Raw genomic sequence first — 17,357 nt, forward strand, 5'->3', positions numbered from 1 at the left:
CGTCTCTTCGCTACGCTTCGAGCCACCTCCCCCGTCGGGGGAGGATTAGCCAATCAACGCCAGCCACTCGTCCTCGGTCAGCACCGTGACGCCGTGTTTCTGGGCCTCGGCCAGTTTGGAACCCGCGCCGGGCCCGGCGACGAGGTAGTCGGTCTTCTTCGACACCGATCCGGAGACCTTGGCGCCGAGGCTTTCGGCGCGGGCCTTGGCCTCGTCGCGGGTGAACCGTTCGAGCGAGCCGGTGAAGACCACGGTCTTGCCGGCGACGGGGGTGTCGGCCTTGGGCCGTTCGGCGTCCTCGATTCGGTCGAGCTGTCCGACCAGGGCGGAGACGACCTCGCGATTGTGCGGCTCGTGGAAGAATTCGGCGACGGCGCGGGCGGCGACGGGGCCGACACCGGCGATGCCCGCGATCTCGCCCAGCGTCATCGACGGGCCTTCCACGCGGGCGACGCGGGCCAGCTCGACGATGCTCGGCCAATCGGTCGTCAGCCCGGCCAGGGCGCGACGGGCGGGGGCGGCGACGCCGGGGAAGGCCAGGGCCAGCTTCTGGTCCAGCGGCGCCTCGGGCCAGGGATCGGCAGGCGACAGTTCGGCAGCGGCTATGACCGAAAGGGTGCGGGCGGAGACGCCGTGGCCCTCGGCCAGTTGCGTCCATTCGGACGAGGGCATGCCGGATGCGGCTTCGAGCGCGGCGGCGTGGAATGTCTTCCAGTCGCCGAAATGGCGGGCCAGCAGCAGGGAGGTCTGGTCGCCGATGTCGCGGATGCCGAGGCCGAACAACAGCCTTTCCAGAGCGATGGTGCGGCGGGCGTCGATACCGGCGACGAGGTTCTTCACGCTCAGCTCGCCGTAGCCGTCCTCGGAGCGCAGGGCGTCCAGCGTCTCCGCGTCGCGGGCGAGGCGGAAGATATCGGCAGGCTCGTGAATCCAGCCGCGCTCGTGGAAGGCGATCAGCTGTTTCTCGCCCAGACCCTCGATGTCGAACGCACGGCGCGAGACGAAATGTTTGAGCCGCTCGACCAGCTGGGCCGCGCAGATCAGGCCGCCGGTGCAGCGCCGCCGGACCTCGCCCTCGGGTCGGACAGCCTCGGAACCGCAGACCGGGCAGTGGGTGGGGAAGACGTAGGAAACGGCGTCAGCCGGGCGTCTGTCGGCGACCACCGAGACGATCTGGGGGATGACGTCGCCGGCGCGTTGCAGGACGACGGTGTCGCCGATGCGGACGTCCTTGCGCGCGATCTCGTCCTCGTTGTGCAGGGTGGCGTTGCGCACCACCACGCCGCCGACGGTGACGGGGGCGAGGCGGGCGACCGGGGTCAGTGAGCCGGTGCGGCCGACCTGGATGTCGATGCCCTCCAGCACGGTGGTCGCCTGCTGCGCCGGGAATTTGTGCGCGATGGCCCAGCGCGGGCTGCGAGAGACGAAGCCGAGGCGGGCCTGCCAGTCCAGCCGGTCGACCTTGTAAACGACACCGTCGATGTCGTAGCCGAGCCCGGCGCGGTCGGTTTCGAGACCGTGGTAGACGCCGATCAACGCCTCGGCGCCTTCGACTCGGACAGAGCGCGGATTGGTGGGGAAACCCCAGTCCTTGAGCTTGTCGAGAGCGCCAGACTGTGTCTCGCTGAAGCCCTCGACCGGCTCACCCCAGGCATAGGCGAAGAACTCGAGTGGACGCTCCGCTGTCACCTCGGGGTTCTTCTGGCGCAACGACCCTGCGGCAAAGTTGCGAGGGTTGGCGTATGTCCGCTCGCCCTTTGCTTCAGCCTCGGCGTTGAATCGGGCAAATCCGTCGTTGGGAGCGTAGACTTCACCGCGCACTTCGAGCCGCGCGGGCCAGCCGGAACCGTGCAGACGACGCGGGATATTGCGCTCACCCAAGGTTATCAGGTTGGCGGTTACGTCCTCACCGGTCCGTCCGTCGCCGCGAGTGGCTCCGACCGCCAGCTCCCCGTCGACATAGAGAAGGTTGGCGCTGAGACCGTCGATCTTGGGTTCGGCGACGAGCGCGATCACCTCGTCCGACGGCAGGTTCAGGAACCGCCGGATGCGGGCGACGAAATCGGTCACGTCGCCATCGTCGAAGGCGTTGTCAAGCGACAGCATGGGCACGCCGTGGCGCACTTCGGCGAACTGGCTGGAGACCGGTGCGCCGACCTTCCTCGACGGCGAATCCTCGCAGACCAGGGCGGGGAAACGCGCCTCGATGGCGAGGTTTCGCGCGCGCAGGGCGTCGTAGTCGGCGTCGGAAATCTCGGGCGCGGCCTCGGCGTAGAGGGCGTCGTGGCGCGCCATCCCGGCGGCGAGCCGGGCCAGCTCGGCCCTGGCTTCGGCTTCGCTCAGGGATTCGACGGACGGTTCGGTCATGGTGTCGGTTTAGCACCGCGCGCGGTCGCGGCCAGCCGGGTGGATGACACGAATTTAAGCGGACGCGGCGGTCGGGTGGGGCTATTCCGGAAAGGACGTATCCAGAGAGCCTCCATGTCCCGATTCCTTCGCGCCGCCGCCCTGGCCTCCGTCGCCACCCTGATCCTGTCCGGCTGTGCGGGCATGACAGAGACCCCGCCTGCGGCCGAAGCGCCGGTCGAGGCTTCCACAGCGGCGTCCGTCAACTACGATCAGCTCATGGCCGATGTGCGCATCCTTTCGGCCGATGACATGGAGGGCCGTGACACGGGCGCTCCGGGCGGCGAGCGGGCGCGGGCCTATATCGTTTCTCGGCTGGAGGCGCTCGGCGTCGCCGCCCCGCCCATGGGCCGACTGCAGCCGTTCGAGGCCCAGGGCCGCACGCGCGAGGGGCCCAGGACCTTTAACGGAGTCAATGTCCTCGGGTTGATCGAGGGTACGCGCGCGCCGGATCGCTACATCGTCATCACCGCCCACTATGACCACGTCGGTTCGAACGGCGGCCAGATCTACAACGGTGCCGACGACAATGCTTCGGGCGTTGCGACCATGCTTGAGATCGCCCAACGCCTGAAGGCCACCAGGCCCGAGCACAGCGTGATCTTCGTCGCCTTCGACGGTGAGGAACGTGGCCTTCTGGGTGCCGAACATTTCGTCCAGGCGCCGCCGGTGCCGCTGTCGTCCATCGCCATGAACCTGAACTTCGACATGATCGCGCGGGCCGAGACGGATGGATTCCTGTGGGTCACGGGAACCTATCAGCACCCGACCTTCCGGCCGCTTCTGGAGGGGATCCCGGCGAACGGCGCGGTGTCGCTCGCCTTCGGCAAGGACACGCCGCAGGACACCGGCGAAGACAACTGGGTCGAGGCCTCGGACCAGGGCGCGTTCTTCAACGCCCAGGTGCCCTTCCTGTATCTGGGCGTGAACTACCATGCCGATTATCATCGCCCGTCCGACGATTTCGAGCGGATCAACCCGTCGGTGTTCCAGAGCGCGGTCGAACTGTCCTGGTCTGCGTTCCGGGCGCTGGATCAGGGTCTGGACCGTTGATCGCAGGCGATTTTCACTTGCAAAGATAGTCCTTGCGCGGACTGGCGCATCGGCGCTTCGATCTCCTGATAAAAAAAGCGGGGGCTTGGAAGCGGCTATGACGACGGTGAGTACCGACGCGTTCGATCTTCAGCGAATCCAGAGGATCCGGAAATGGGCCATCGGCCTGTCCCTGCTGGTGGCTGTCGTGCTGGCCATGTTCAGCGCCACCTGGTGGGGCGACGGCCCGACCCATGAGGCGGTGGAGTCCGTGGGTCTCGCCGCGATCGTTCTGAGCATCGTCGGACGCGCCTGGTGCTCGCTCTATATCGGCGGGCGCAAGAAGGCGGAGGTGGTCTCGGCCGGTCCCTATTCGCTGTCCCGCAATCCGCTCTATCTGTTCAGCTATGCCGGAGCCTTCGGCGTCGGCGCCCAGACGGGCAGTATGGTCATCACCGGCCTGTTCGTGCTGATCGCCGTCGTCGTCTTCCACTTCACGATCGAGAAGGAGGAGGCCTGGCTGACCGCCGAATTCGGCGACACCTACAGGGCCTATACGGCGCGGACGCCGCGCATCGGGCCCGACTTCTCGAAATGGCGCGACCAGGAGGATCTCAGCATCAAGCCGCGCTTCTTCCTGACGACGATCCGCGACGGGCTTGTCTTCCTGCTGGCCATTCCGATCTTTGAAGGCGTCGATATGGCCCAGGCCGCCGGCTGGCTGCCGGTTCTGCTGCTTCTGCCCTGAGGACAACCGCCATGCGCACCGCAATCCTGTTGACCGCCGTGGGCCTGACGCTGGCCGGATGCGACCTGTTCAACACGCCGTCAAAGCCCGCCGGTCCCGGCGGCGATACGCCGGCGACCGCACCCGCCAGCGGCGGAAACTTCGCCCACAGCCAGGGCGAAGACCTGTCCGGCTACTACCAGGTCGGCGACGCCCAGGTCGGCCCGGGGGATTTCTACCTGATCCACCTGTTCGTCGGCCAGGCGCAGGCGTTCACCGACTGGGAGGCGGGCAAGCGGTCCGCGACCTTCGCCCCGGTGATGCTGGAATTCCAGGTTCCCGGCGAGACGAGCGAGCAGGTTTTGCCCGACTCCTATTCCGTCAGCGACGGTCGTATCCGCATGACCGGGACCAGTTCGAACGGCGACCGCATCACCTTCGACGGCCAGTTGAACGCCGGGACCCTGGCGACCGCGCGGCGCAATCTGGGCGGCTCCGAGGAGCCGGCCGTCACCGCGACGATCCGGATCGGCGACCAGAGCTGGTCCGGGGTCAAATTGAACTGGTACGGCGGCGACTGATCGTCGAGGCCGGGATTGCGGCCACACGGCCGGGGAAGAAACACAATGAACGTTACAAGGCTCTCCGCCCTCGCCCTGATGGCGACCCTGGGCCTCGCCGGTTGTCAGCCGGCCGACAAGGCACCGCCGGAAGCGCCCGTCGCGGCCGCTGCGACTCCAACGCCTGCGTTGCACGGGGAGTATTCGGTCAACACGCCGACCGGCGTCGACGCCGGCCGGTTCGTGTTCATGGGGCTGTCCATCCAGGAGCGGCGCGCGTTCGGTGCCTGGGAGGGTGGCGACCGCTCGGGCCCGCCGCCGATCGCCCTGCAGATTCTCGACGAACAGTCGCCGGCCATGGTCGGCTACGCGGATGGACCGTATCCGGATGCGGCCATCATCACCGTGGCGCCCAGCCGGTACGCTGTCGTCGGCAACACGGTGTCGTTCGCGGGAACGAGTCCGGCGACAGGTGAAATCCTGTTCGAGGGAGCCGTAGATCCCGCTGCCCTCGACCAGAGTCAGGCGGTTGATAATGCCGGGATGACGGTGATGACGGGCACCCTGACGCTGGGCGGCAAGGCCTATCCGGGCGTGACCTTCGGCTGGAACAACTTCAACCCGAACTGAAGACGACCGCCCTTCCCCGATCGCGTGGAAGGGCGGGACCGGTTCTAGTTGACCGTCGCCTTGACGATCTTGCCCGGCGCGCGGGGCGGCTCGCCCTTGGGCAGGGCGTCGACGTGGTCCATGCCTTCGATCACTTCACCCCAGACCGTGTACTGGCGGTCGAGGAAGGTGGCGTCGTCCAGGCAGATGAAGAACTGGGAGTTGGCAGTGTCGGGCTGGTTGGTGCGGGCCATCGAGCAGACGCCGCGCACGTGCGGCTCCGACGAGAACTCGGCCTTGAGGTTCGGCTTCTTGGAGCCCGAGGTGCCGGTGCCGGTCGGATCGCCGCCCTGGGCCATGAAGCCCGGGATCACGCGGTGGAAGACGACCCCGTCATAGAAGCCTTCGCCGGCCAGCTCAGTGATGCGGGCGACGTGGCCGGGTGCCAGGTCGGGGCGCAGCTTGATGACGACGTCACCGGTGTCGAGGGTCAGGGTCAGGGTCTGGTCGGCCATGTGGCGCTCCATTTTCGGATGATTGGCGGGGGTCATAGCCGCTGAGGGCCGCGGGCGCTATGTGGGAGCGATGAGTGACGACGAAAAGCCCACATCCCCGCCTGTAGAGCCTGCGCGCCGTCGCATGGTCCGTCCGCCGACCGGCGGCACGGCGGCCGGCCGGGGCATGGGCGGCAAGATCAAGACGGCCGAGAAGAAGTCGATCTCCTCCATCGAATGGATCAAGCGCCAGCTGGCCGATCCCTGGTCCGAGAAGGCGCGTGCCGAGGGCTGGCGTAGCCGGGCGGCCTTCAAGTTCAGCGAGATCGACGACCGCTTCCGCCTGGTGAAGAAGGGGTCGCGGGTCATCGATCTGGGCGCGGCGCCCGGCGGCTGGATCCAGGTCTGCGTCAATCGCGGCGCGACCTCGGTGGTCGGCGTCGACCTGCTGCCGATCGAGCCGATCCCCGGGTCGATCCTGATCCAGGCCGATTTCACCGAGCCCGGCGTTGACCGGCAACTGATCGAGGCCCTGGGCGGGCCGCCGGACCTGGTGCTGTCGGACATGGCGCACAACACCGTCGGACATCGCCAGACCGACCATCTGAAGATCATCGCCCTGATCGAGATCGCCTCGGAGTTCGCGATCCGGACGCTGAGGCCCGGCGGACATTTCGTGACGAAGAATTTCCAGGGCGGCGACGCGGGCCACGTGCTGGCCGACCTGCGCGCCAACTTCCAGGACGTCAAATACGTCAAGCCCGCCGCCAGCCGGAAGGGCTCGTCGGAGGTCTATCTGGTGGCGTTGAACAAGCGATGATCCTGATGGTCGTCCTTCTCGCTGTCGCCCTTCAGGGGACGCCTGAAGAAACGCGGGTCCCTCTGGACGACCTCACTGGCCTCACTGTTGCCGAGGTCGAGGCACGCATGGGGGCTGCACCGGGCGCAGTGCCGCGAGACGCCATAAGGATTGTCGAAGGCGGCCGAACTCTCGACCTCTATCCGCTGCGTCGATTCTGGCGACAACCGACCCGCGAGGATGAGGGTTGCCTGACCGGCTTCGAGGAAGGGCCGCCCGGGGACGATCCCGTCGAACGGAGCCGCAGTTTGGCGACCAGTGCCGCCGGCCTGCTTGCGTTCGAGAATGGTCGGCTGTCAGGCGTCTATCGGGATCGGCCGCCGTCCCCACTGTCATTCACCCGCCCTCCGGGCACGGTAACCGCCCTGCGGGAGCAGTTGCGCCAGCCGCGACCACCTTCGGCGCTGGCGGTCGGTCCGGGTCGTTTGCCGCTTTCCGATGGAGCGGCGGTGCTGGGGCGCCTTGAGCCATCTCCCGTCGGCTCCACACTTGTCAGCCTCTGCAGAACACTCCCGGCATCGACCTACCGCAGCGATCCGGGCATGGACCTTATCTGGGGACTCGTCGGTCTGGCTGCCTTGCCTGCCCTGCCATTCCATCGGGCCGAGGACGCACGCGCTGATCGGGAGGGCGGAGCCCTGCTGGCCTCCGTGACGGCGGGGGCTGACCTCGACATGCCGGCCGAAGTTTGGGTCGGCCGGGTGCGCGGTACAAGGGTCTATCGTGATCCGGCCGCTCCGGAATTTGCAATCATCGCGATCAGGCTCGGATCCGGTACAGACACGGTGGCGAAGGTCGGTCTGCTGGGAGTGCGCGACCGGACTGTGCTCTGGAAGGTCGAGCGTGAAGCGGCTGACCAGACCGGCCTCAGGTCCCTGATTTGCAGGGATTCGGAAAACCGGTCGACGAACGCACGTCCCGGCTGTTCGACGACGGGGTTCCTGTTGCCCTGATCAGGCGGAGGCCATCCCCGTTGATCGAGCGGCTTTCCTTGCCTCGGTTCGGCGCCAGACCCCGTCGTGGATAGCGAAGAAGACCATCTGGACCAGCGGCTCGATAACTCCGACCGTCAGGGCGATGCGCCAGTCCCGGGTGATGGCAAAGGCCACCGCCACCGCGACCACGAAATGCATCACGCCATAGGTGACCGTCTTCAGCGCGATGTTCTTCAGCGAAGGCAGGGCGTGGCTGTGGCCGTAATGGCCGTGGGCGCGGGACTGTTCCCCGGCGTTCATGACGTCGAGGCGGGCGGTGAAGGCCTCGGCGGTCTCTTCCATGCCGCTGCGCATCCGGCGGCGCTCGATCCGGTGCCAGATCCGGTCGTGGAAGGAGTAGGCGATGGTCTGGAAGAAGGGTTCGATCACCCCGATGGCCAGGGCCATGCGCCAGTCGCGGGTAATGGCGAAGGCCACCAGCATGGCGACGACGAGGTGCATCACGCCGTAGCTGGCGATCTTGAGCGCGAGGCTCCGCACGGATCTGGCAAGATTGACGACCATCTGGAGGATAGAATGTTAGCTCAGGCTGAAAGTTTCAAGTGGGGCTGAAAAAGTCTCATGACGGCCGGGGAGGCCTGTCGCGGTTGACTTCGCACCCGCGAAAGAGGATAGGCGGCCCGCAAAACGGAGACTCCCATGGAGATTCGCGAAGGTCTCACCTTCGACGATGTTTTGCTTGAACCCGGTCCGTCAGAGATCATGCCCGCAGACGCGGACGTCTCGACCCGGCTCACTCGCGACATCAGGCTGAACATCCCGCTGACCTCGTCCGCCATGGACACGGTCACCGAAAGCCGGCTGGCCATCGCCATGGCCCAGGCCGGCGGTCTGGGCATCGTCCACCGCAACATGACGGTGCAACAGCAGGCCGATCAGGTCCGCGAGGTGAAGCGGTTCGAGAGCGGCATGGTCATCAATCCGGTGACGATCCGCCCCGAGACCACGCTCGGCGAGGTTCGCGCGATCGTGGCGGCCCGCAAGATCAGTGGTTTCCCGGTGGTGGACGCCGGCGGCAAGCTGGTCGGTATCCTGACCAATCGCGACATGCGGTTTGACCGGGACCCCGGCCACACCGCCGCCCAGCTGATGACCACGGGCGACCTGGTCACGGTTCGCGAGGGCGCGTCCAGGGAAGAGGCGCGCGAGCTTCTTCGCACGCGCAAGATCGAGCGGGTCATCGTCGTCGACGAGGACTATCGCGCCACCGGCCTGATCACGATGAAGGACATCGAGAAGGCCCAGGCCCACCCGCACGCGGCCAAGGACGAACAGGGTCGCCTGTTGGTCGGCGCGGCCTCGACCGTCGGCGACGCCGGCTACGAGCGGGCCATGGCCCTGGCCGACGCCGGTTGCGACGTCGTCGTCATCGACACCGCCCACGGCCACTCGGTCCAGGTCGCGCGCGTCGTCGAGCGCATCAAGCGCGAGAACAACCGCCTGCAGATCATCGCCGGCAATATCGCCACCTATGACGCCGCCAGGGCCCTGATCGACGCGGGCGCGGACGCGGTGAAGGTCGGTATCGGCCCCGGCAGCATCTGCACCACCCGTATCGTCGCCGGCGTGGGCGTGCCGCAGCTGACCGCTATCATCGACGCGGTCAGGGCGGCGAAGGACTCCGGCGTGCCCGTCATCGCCGACGGCGGGATCAAATATTCCGGCGACCTGGCCAAGGCCATCGCGGCAGGCGCCTCGGTCGCCATGATGGGCTCGATGTTCGCCGGAACCGACGAGAGCCCGGGCGAGGTCTTCCTGTACCAGGGCCGAAGCTACAAGTCGTATCGCGGCATGGGCTCGGTGGGCGCGATGGGGGCCGGTTCGGCTGACCGCTATTTCCAAAAGGACGTCGAGGACACCCAGAAGCTGGTGCCCGAAGGCATTGAAGGCCAGACGCCGCACAAGGGGCCGATCGCGCCGGTGCTGCACCAGATGGTCGGGGGGCTGCGCGCCGCCATGGGCTATGTCGGGGCCGCCACCATCGCCGACTTCCAGGAGCGGGCCCGGTTCGTCCGGATCACCGGCGCGGGCCTGCGCGAAAGCCATGTCCACGACGTGATGATCACCCGCGAGGCACCGAACTATCGGCAGGGGTAGCAGATGTTCAACATGACGCCCGAACTGACCTATGCGGCTCTGAGCATCCTGCTGGCGGTGGTGCAGATCTTCCTGCCCGCCACCGGCCGGACGTTCCAGCATGGGCCGAAGTGGAACGCCGGGTCGCGCGACGCCGCCGTCCCGCCGTCCACCGTCATCACCGGACGTCTCGAACGGGCCCAGGCCAATCTGTACGAGACCCTGCCTCTGTTCCTCGGTGCCGTGCTGATCGCCCATGTCGCGGGCGAGGACGGATTTCTGACGCACTGGGGCGCTACGCTCTATTTCTGGGCCCGCGTCGTCTATGTGCCGCTGTACGCTTTCGGCGTGACGGGCGTGCGCAGCCTGGCCTTCCTTACATCGCTCGCCGGTCTCCTGATGATCGTCGCCGCCCTGTTCATCTGAAAGTTTAAGTGACCCCAGCCGCTCGCCTCGCCTCCGCCGCCGCCATCATCGACCGCATCAGTGCGGGCAAGGCTCCGGCCGAGGCCGTCCTGAAGACCTGGGGGACCGAGAACCGCTACGCCGGTTCCAGGGACCGCCGGGCCATCGCCGATCAGGTCTACAAGGTCATCCGCGCGCGTGGTCGTCTGGTCTGGGCCATGGGCGGGCGCGAGGACGGCCGTGCCCTGGTCATCGGCGCCCTGAGCCTGATCGACGGCCTGTCGGTCGAGGAGATCGAGGCCCTGCACAACGGCGACGGATACGGTCCCAAGCCCCTGTCCAAACAGGAACGCAGCCGCATCAGCCTGACCGACGACGAGGTGCCGGGCTGGGTCGCGGCCGGCCTGCCCGAGTTCGTGGTCGAGGATTTCAGGAACACCTTCGGCGACCGCTGGGCCGAGGAGGCCGCAGGCCTGATGGTGCCGCGCGCGCCGATCGACCTGCGCGTCAACGCCGCCAGGGCCACGGTCGACGAGGTCGTGGCCGAACTTCGCGAGGCCGGCCTGTCGCCGGAACGCACACCCTGGTCGGCCTGGGGCCTGCGTCTTTCGGCCGAGCCGCCGCCCAACGTCCAGGCGCTGGAAGCCTTCAAACAGGGCCGTATCGAGATCCAGGACGAGGGCAGCCAGATCGTCTGCTGGCTGGCCGGAGTCGAGCCCGGCATGACCGTCGTCGACTATTGCGCCGGGGGCGGGGGCAAGACCCTGGGCCTGGCGATGCAGGGCCTGGCCGTCGGCGCCTCGCGCGTCGAGGCCGCGCCTGCCGAGCCCGAACGGATCTGGACCCCGACCGGCTGGGTCGATGCGCCGAAGTCGAAGCCCAAACCGGCGACCATTGCCCAGGCCGAGGGCCGTCTGATCGCCTGCGACGTCGTGCAGAAGCGGCTCGACAACATCCGGCCCCGGCTGGCGCGCGCCGGCGTGGAGGCGGAGCTGATCCACCTCGGTCCCAACGGCGGCGGAGTCGAGGACATCGTCGGCATCGCCGATGTCGTCTTTGTCGACGCCCCCTGCACAGGCTCGGGCACCTGGCGCCGTCGGCCCGAGGACGCCTGGCGTCTGAAGCCTGAAGAGGTCGACCGCATGCACTCGCTGCAGATGGCCATCCTGGCGCGGGCGGCAAAGCTGGTGAAGCCGGGCGGGCGACTGGTCTATGTGACCTGCTCGATGCTGCGGGTCGAGAACGAGGCCACCCTGGACCACTTCGAGGAGGATCATCCATCCTTCGAGCCGGTCGCTATCGCCGACGCCTTGTCGTCGTCCGGCTTCACCGACGCCGGCCGCAACAAACTGGCCGAGCTGGCCGCCGGCGGGCATCGCCTGCGTCTTTCCCCGGCTACGGCCGATACCGACGGCTTCTTCGCCGCCGTCTATGAGCGGCAGGCGTGAGCGAGACCTTCGAACTGACGACCTTCGGGCCGCTGACGGTGCTGTGCGTCATGGCGGCCCATGCCGAATACGGCCCGGACCTGAGGGCGCGCATCAAGCCATTGTTCACCGGCGTCGGGCCGGTCGAGGCGGCCGTTGAGACGACGGCGGCGCTGGCCCGGCTGGCGGCCGAGGACCGGCTGCCGGACGTCCTGATCTCGCTCGGCTCGGCCGGCTCGCAGAAGCTGGAACACGCCCGCGTCTACTGGGTGGATGAGGTCGCCTATCGCGACATGGATGCCTCGGCGCTCGGCTTTCCCAAAGGCGTCACCCCCTTCCTCGACGAGCCCGCCAGCCTGACCCTGGCCAGCGGCCCGGCGGGGCAACCCTATGCGCGGCTGGCGACCGGCGGCAGCGTCGTCACCGGCGAGGCCTATGACGACATCGACGCCGACATGGTCGACATGGAGACCTATGCCGTGGTCCGCGCCGCTGCGAAGTTCGGCGTGCCGGTCATGGGCCTGCGCGGCATCTCGGACGGCAGGGCCGACCTGACCGGCCTGTCCGACTGGACCGACACCCTGTCGGTGATCGACGAGGGACTGGCCGGGGCGCTGGACCTGCTCAAAGCCGAATTCGAACGCCTGACCGCCGATCCCATGGAGCCCGCATGACCGCCGCGACTGATCACCAGAAGGTCCTCATCGTCGATTTCGGCAGCCAGGTGACGCAGCTGATCGCACGCCGCCTGCGCGAAGCCAGCGTCTATTGCGAGATCCATCCCTATGCGAAGGCCGAGGCCGCTCTGGCGGCCCTGAGCCCGGCGGCGATCATCCTGTCGGGCGGCCCCGAGAGCGTGCACGAAGAGGGCAGCCCACGTGCGCCCCAGGCCGTGTTCGAGGCCGGAGTGCCGGTGCTGGGCATCTGCTACGGCGAGATGACCATGTGCGAGCAGCTGGGCGGCAAGGTCGAGGGCGGCCACACCCGCGAGTTCGGCCGCGCCGGGATCACCGTGGCAAAATCCTCGCCCCTGCTGGCCGGTCTGGCCCCGGTGGGCGAGGACGAGACCGTCTGGATGAGCCACGGCGACAAGATCGTCGCTATCCCGGAGGGCTTCGACGTCGTCGCGACCTCGGCGGGCTCGCCCTATGCCGTCATCGCCGACGAGACCCGCCGCTTCTACGGCGTCCAGTTCCACCCCGAGGTCATGCACACTCCGCGCGGTGCGACCATGCTGAAGAACTTCACCCACGGCATCGCCGGGCTGAAGGGCGACTGGACCATGGCGGCCTATCGCGATGAGAAGATCGCCCAGATCCGCGAACAGGTCGGCTCGGCCAAGGTGATCTGCGGCCTGTCCGGCGGGGTCGACAGCTCGGTTGCCGCCGTCCTGATCCACGAGGCGATCGGCGACCAGCTGACCTGTGTGTTCGTCGACACCGGCCTGTTGCGCAAGGACGAGGCCACCCAGGTCACCACCCTGTTCCGCGATCACTACAACATCCCGCTGATCCACGTTGATGCGTCGAAAGAATTCCTCGGCGCACTGGCCGGGCAATCGGACCCTGAGACCAAGCGCAAGACCATCGGCCGCGTCTTCATCGAGATCTTCGACCGCGAGGCGAACAAGATCGACGGCGCCGAATTCCTCGCCCAGGGCACCCTCTATCCCGACGTGATCGAGAGCGTCTCGTCGTCCAGCGGCAAGGCCCATGTGATCAAGAGCCACCACAACGTCGGCGGCCTGCCCGACTATATGAAGCTCAAACTGGTCGAGCCCCTGCGCGAACTGTTCAAGGACGAGGTCCGGGCTCTCGGGCGCGAGCTGGGTCTGACCGACGCCTTCGTGGGTCGCCACCCCTTCCCCGGACCGGGCCTGGCCATCCGTATCCCCGGCGAGATCACGCCCGAGGCCGTCGAGACCCTGCAGCAGGCCGACGCCATCTATCTGGAAGAGATCCGCAAGGCCGGTCTCTACGACAAGATCTGGCAGGCCTTCGCCGTCCTGCTGCCGGTCAGGACCGTCGGCGTCATGGGCGACGCCCGCACCTACGAAAAGGTCCTGGCCCTGCGCGCGGTCTCGTCCACCGACGGCATGACCGCCGACTTCTTCGAGTTCCCCTGGGACGTGCTGGGCAAGTGCGCCACCCGGATCGTCAACGAGGTCCGGGGCGTCAACCGCGTGGTCTATGACGTGACGTCGAAGCCCCCGGGCACGATCGAGTGGGAGTAGGGGGCGTCCCTTAGGTCTGCGCCTGGCCGATCAGGGCCATCGCCTTCGCCTGCGCCGTCAGCTCCTCGCGGAACCGGGGCGCGGCCAGGGCGATCAGGGCGTGGGCGCGCTCCGAGGTGCTGAGCCCCTTCAGATTGGCGACGCCGTATTCCGTGACGACCTTGTGCACGTCGTTGCGTGGCGTGGTCACCGGCCCGCTGAGTTTCGACACGATGCGCGACAGGGTCCCCGACTTCGCCGTGGCATGACAGGCGATGATCGACTGGCCTCCGGCTGAGGCATAGGCGCCGCGGACGAAGTCGAGCTGGCCGCCCGACCCTGTGAACTGCAGGCCGTTCAGGTGCTCGGAACAGCAGGCGCCGTTGAGGTCGATTTCCAGCGTCGCATTGACCGAAACCATCCGGTCATTCTGCGCGATGACAGACACATCGTTGATGTAGGAGACCGGGTAGGCCTCGATCGCCGGGTTCTCGTGCAGATAGGCATAGGTCGAACGGTCGCCCATGCAGAAGGCGAAGGCGGTAACGCCCGGATGCAGGGTCTTGCGGGCGTTGGTCACGACCCCGGCCTTCATCAGCTCGACCAGACCGGGTGTCAGCATCTCGGTGTGGATGCCGAGGTCCCTATGGCCCGTCAGGGCCGCGCAGACGGCGTCGGGCAGGGCGCCGATCCCCATCTGGAGCGTGGCTCCGTCCTCGATCAGGGCCGCGATCAGGCCGCCAATGACGGTGTCGGCCGGTTGCGGCGCGGCCTTGGGGATTTCCAGCAGCGGGACCGCGTTCTCGACCACGGCCGTGACACGCGAGACGTGGACGGTCGACTGGCCGAAGACGCGCGGCATGTGAGGGTTGACCTCGAGGATCAGCCGTTTCGCCGTCTTCGACACCGGCTCGGCGTAGTCCGTATTGGTCCCGAAACTGAAGTTGCCGTCTGCATCCATCGGCGAGACTGTGGCGACGAGGGTGTCGACGCCGATCTCCTGGCACAGGACCCGCGGGGTCTGCTGGAAACCGGTCGGGATGAACTCGACCACGGGCGGGCGACCCTCGGCGAGGGCGCGAGCGTCCAGGCGGCGCTCGATGGCGCTGTGGAACAGGCTGCAGGGACGGATCCGGTCCATCAGGTCGTAGCGCAGCACCGTCTCGCCGGCGATGGCGGTGGACAGCAGGTAGTAGAAGCGAAGGTCCTCCACCTGTCCCGCCCCGGCCCGGTCGGCGATGGCCTTGAGGATGGCGGGCGGCTGGCCGACGCCGAGCGACATGACGATCCTGGCGCCGGCGGGGATCAGGGCGGCGGCTTCGGCCGGCGGCATGAGGCGGGAGGCATAGACAGAATCGAAGTCGGTCATGGCGTCTCGCGTCCGCTGGTTCGATGCTTCCTAACCCCATCGTCGGCGGCGCGCTCACAAAACGTCGTGGCCTGTCGGGCCGCCGCGCCCCATTTCGAGCACCGGGGCCGGTCATGTATAGAGAAGAACAGGCGACAGGGATCGTCTTCTGCTAGGCTGACGCCATGACACCGACGCCTCTTCCGCCCCGGCACTATCCGACGCCACGCGCGAAATGCGCGGACCTTGTGGTCCATCTGTCGGGACTGGCCTTCGCCCTGTTCGGCGGCGGGGTCCTGCTGGGTCTTTCGGTGGCGCGGGGCGATCTCGGTCTGGTGCTCGCGGTCGGGGTCTATGCGATCGGGATGCTGGCGATGCTCGGTTTTTCGACCGCCTATAATTTCGCCAAGCCCCAGTGGCGGCCCCTTCTGCGCCGTCTGGATCACGCCGGCATCTTCCTCATGATCGCGGGCTCCTACACGCCGTTCACGACCCACAACCTGGAAGGCGCCTGGGCCTGGGCGATGACCGGCGCGGTCTGGGGGCTGGCGACGCTCGGTGCCCTCGGCAAGCTGTTCCTGCCCGGCATCGGCAAGGGGTTCTGGGTCGGGGTCTATATCGCCCTGGGCTGGCTGGTGGTGATCGCGTTTCAGCCGATGGTCGCCCACGGTTCGTGGATCGCCCTGGTTCTGCTGGCGATCGGCGGGGTCCTCTACATGACCGGGGCCGTCTTCTATGTGCGCAAGAAGCTGAAGTGGTTCCGGGCCATCTGGCACGGCCATGTCGTGGCCGCGGCCAGTGTGCACTGGGCGGCCGTGCTCGTCGGCGTGGTCCTGACCACCCACCACTAGGCACGCCTTACGGCCATCGATACCGCAAGGCGTCGATCAGGGCCGTAAACGCGGGCCTCAGCTGTCGGCGGCCCATGTGAAGCGGCGCTCCCCGGCCACGGCCAGGACGGCGGCGAGGTCGCCCGGCTCCTCCCGCTTCATTCATGATTGCCATTCACAGGATCATGCCGATTATGGCGGGTAACCGGATGCGCAATCGCGGCCTGTTCTGGATCGATCGACAGGGTCGGCGCGTTCCGGACATGGGGCGCCGGATCGCGTCCGCCGTTTCAAGGACCGCTCCCATGAAGACCATCGGTTATGCCGCCCAGTCCACCACCTCGCCGCTGGTGCCGTGGGCGTTCGACCGCCGCGACCTGCGCGGCAATGACGTGGCCCTTGAGATCCAGTATTGCGGGGTCTGCCACTCCGACCTGCACCAGGCGCGCAACGACTGGGGCTGGTCGTCCTATCCGGTCGTGCCCGGCCACGAGATCGTCGGCGTCGTCACCGCCGTCGGTCCCGAGGTGACGAGGTTCAAGGAAGGCGATCGCGTCGCCGTCGGCTGTATGGTCGACTCCTGCCAGCACTGCGACCAGTGCGACAAGGGCGAGGAGCAGCTCTGCCGCAACGGCAACACCCAGACCTATAACGGCAGGGACCGTGTCACGGGCGAGCCGACCTACGGCGGCTATTCCAGACATCTGGTGGTGCGCCAGGAGTTCGTCCTGTCGGTGCCCGACGCGCTGGACATGTCGAAGGCCGCGCCCCTGCTGTGCGCCGGCATCACCACCTGGTCGCCGCTCAAGACCTGGGGGGTCAAGGAAGGCACCCGCGTCGGCGTCATCGGCCTGGGCGGCCTCGGCCACATGGCGGTCAAGCTGGCGGCCGGTCTGGGTGCCCGCGTCACCGTGCTGAGCCGTTCCGCCGACAAGGAGGCCGACGCAAAGGAACTGGGCGCGCATGAGCTGCTGGTCTCGAGCGACCGGGCGGCCATGAAGGCGGCGGCCAACAGCCTCGACCTGATCATCGACACCGTGCCGGCGAAGCACGACCTCAACCCCTATATGCCGCTGCTCGACATCGACGGCACCCTGGTCATCGTCGGCCAGCTGGGTCCGATGGAGGAAATGTCGACCCTGCCGCTGCTGGTGGGCCGTCGCCGCGTCTCTGGCTCGCCCATCGGCGGCATCCGCGAGACCCAGGAGATGCTCGATTTCTGCGCCGAGAAGGGCATCCATCCCGACGTCGAGATGATCCGTATGGACGAGATCAACCACGCCTTCGAACGGATGGAGAAGTCCGACGTCCGCTACCGGTTCGTCATCGACATGGCGACGCTGGACGCCCTGGCCGCCTGACTTCTGCACCTGTCAA

17 protein-coding genes are annotated in these 17,357 nt (G+C 67.5%); 13 read left to right on the plus strand and 4 right to left on the minus strand.

Annotated features, from left to right (window positions below):
* Positions 1-45 precede the first annotated feature (45 nt).
* Positions 46-2,367 carry an NAD-dependent DNA ligase LigA gene (gene ligA, locus ACW18A_RS04655; protein WP_492023638.1) on the minus strand — a complete coding sequence of 774 codons (2,322 nt, stop codon included), beginning with the start codon at positions 2,365-2,367 and terminating at the stop codon, positions 46-48.
* 114 nt (positions 2,368-2,481) lie between these two features.
* Between ligA and ACW18A_RS04660 the strand changes: the two genes are divergently transcribed.
* The 4 genes from ACW18A_RS04660 to ACW18A_RS04675 all read left to right on the plus strand — a co-directional run bounded on the left by ACW18A_RS04660 (position 2,482) and on the right by ACW18A_RS04675 (position 5,355).
* On the plus strand, positions 2,482-3,459 hold the full coding sequence (locus ACW18A_RS04660) for a M20/M25/M40 family metallo-hydrolase (RefSeq protein ID WP_492023639.1): 978 nt from the start codon (positions 2,482-2,484) through the stop codon (positions 3,457-3,459).
* Positions 3,460-3,556: 97 nt separating this feature from the next.
* On the plus strand, positions 3,557-4,186 hold the full coding sequence (locus ACW18A_RS04665; RefSeq protein ID WP_492023640.1) for a methyltransferase family protein: 630 nt from the start codon (positions 3,557-3,559) through the stop codon (positions 4,184-4,186).
* 11 nt (positions 4,187-4,197) lie between these two features.
* Positions 4,198-4,746, plus strand: a complete 549-nt coding sequence (locus tag ACW18A_RS04670) for a hypothetical protein (protein ID WP_492023641.1) — start codon at positions 4,198-4,200, stop codon at positions 4,744-4,746.
* Between the two features lie 45 nt (positions 4,747-4,791).
* Positions 4,792-5,355: a hypothetical protein gene (locus tag ACW18A_RS04675; RefSeq protein ID WP_492023642.1), complete on the plus strand. Its 564-nt coding sequence runs from the start codon at positions 4,792-4,794 to the stop codon at positions 5,353-5,355.
* 44 nt (positions 5,356-5,399) lie between these two features.
* Here ACW18A_RS04675 and ACW18A_RS04680 read toward each other — a convergent pair whose 3' ends face one another.
* Positions 5,400-5,849 (minus strand): peptidylprolyl isomerase, encoded by a 450-nt coding sequence (locus ACW18A_RS04680; protein ID WP_492023643.1) that lies wholly within the window; start codon positions 5,847-5,849, stop codon positions 5,400-5,402.
* A gap of 70 nt (positions 5,850-5,919) precedes the next feature.
* Between ACW18A_RS04680 and ACW18A_RS04685 the strand changes: the two genes are divergently transcribed.
* The gene (locus tag ACW18A_RS04685) at positions 5,920-6,648 is read left to right on the plus strand and encodes an RlmE family RNA methyltransferase (RefSeq protein ID WP_492023644.1); all 729 of its coding nucleotides are present in this window, start codon (positions 5,920-5,922) and stop codon (positions 6,646-6,648) included.
* Entirely contained in the window at positions 6,645-7,640 is a 996-nt protein-coding gene (locus tag ACW18A_RS04690; RefSeq protein WP_492023645.1) for a hypothetical protein, read from the plus strand. Before ACW18A_RS04685 ends, ACW18A_RS04690 begins: the two co-directional genes overlap by 4 nt.
* Here the strand turns inward: ACW18A_RS04690 and ACW18A_RS04695 are convergent, their stop codons facing one another.
* Positions 7,641-8,162 (minus strand): DUF2061 domain-containing protein, encoded by a 522-nt coding sequence (locus ACW18A_RS04695; RefSeq protein WP_492023646.1) that lies wholly within the window; start codon positions 8,160-8,162, stop codon positions 7,641-7,643.
* Positions 8,163-8,321: 159 nt separating this feature from the next.
* On the opposite strand from ACW18A_RS04695, the gene guaB reads away from it, so the two are divergent.
* Genes guaB through guaA form a run of 5 tightly spaced genes read left to right on the plus strand, consistent with a single transcriptional unit; the run spans position 8,322 to position 13,823 of the window.
* Positions 8,322-9,779 carry an IMP dehydrogenase gene (gene guaB, locus ACW18A_RS04700; protein ID WP_492023647.1) on the plus strand — a complete coding sequence of 486 codons (1,458 nt, stop codon included), beginning with the start codon at positions 8,322-8,324 and terminating at the stop codon, positions 9,777-9,779.
* A gap of 3 nt (positions 9,780-9,782) precedes the next feature.
* A complete protein-coding gene (locus tag ACW18A_RS04705; protein ID WP_492023648.1) occupies positions 9,783-10,184 on the plus strand; it encodes an MAPEG family protein in 402 nt (133 codons plus the stop codon).
* A gap of 8 nt (positions 10,185-10,192) precedes the next feature.
* Positions 10,193-11,611 carry an RsmB/NOP family class I SAM-dependent RNA methyltransferase gene (locus tag ACW18A_RS04710; RefSeq protein WP_492023649.1) on the plus strand — a complete coding sequence of 473 codons (1,419 nt, stop codon included), beginning with the start codon at positions 10,193-10,195 and terminating at the stop codon, positions 11,609-11,611.
* Positions 11,608-12,264 carry a 5'-methylthioadenosine/S-adenosylhomocysteine nucleosidase gene (locus tag ACW18A_RS04715; RefSeq protein ID WP_492023650.1) on the plus strand — a complete coding sequence of 219 codons (657 nt, stop codon included), beginning with the start codon at positions 11,608-11,610 and terminating at the stop codon, positions 12,262-12,264. Before ACW18A_RS04710 ends, ACW18A_RS04715 begins: the two co-directional genes overlap by 4 nt.
* The gene (guaA, locus tag ACW18A_RS04720) at positions 12,261-13,823 is read left to right on the plus strand and encodes a glutamine-hydrolyzing GMP synthase (RefSeq protein ID WP_492023651.1); all 1,563 of its coding nucleotides are present in this window, start codon (positions 12,261-12,263) and stop codon (positions 13,821-13,823) included. The genes ACW18A_RS04715 and guaA overlap by 4 nt, the downstream gene beginning before the upstream one ends.
* Positions 13,824-13,833: 10 nt before the next feature.
* On the opposite strand, the gene ACW18A_RS04725 is transcribed toward guaA, so the two are convergent.
* Positions 13,834-15,171 (minus strand): acetyl-CoA hydrolase/transferase family protein, encoded by a 1,338-nt coding sequence (locus tag ACW18A_RS04725; RefSeq protein ID WP_492023652.1) that lies wholly within the window; start codon positions 15,169-15,171, stop codon positions 13,834-13,836.
* 164 nt (positions 15,172-15,335) lie between these two features.
* Between ACW18A_RS04725 and trhA the strand changes: the two genes are divergently transcribed.
* Entirely contained in the window at positions 15,336-16,001 is a 666-nt protein-coding gene (gene trhA / locus ACW18A_RS04730; RefSeq protein WP_492023653.1) for a PAQR family membrane homeostasis protein TrhA, read from the plus strand.
* A gap of 284 nt (positions 16,002-16,285) precedes the next feature.
* Positions 16,286-17,341 carry an NAD(P)-dependent alcohol dehydrogenase gene (locus tag ACW18A_RS04735; protein WP_492023654.1) on the plus strand — a complete coding sequence of 352 codons (1,056 nt, stop codon included), beginning with the start codon at positions 16,286-16,288 and terminating at the stop codon, positions 17,339-17,341.
* Positions 17,342-17,357 lie beyond the last annotated feature (16 nt).

The sequence above is a fragment of the Brevundimonas sp. AVps5 genome (assembly GCF_058681515.1).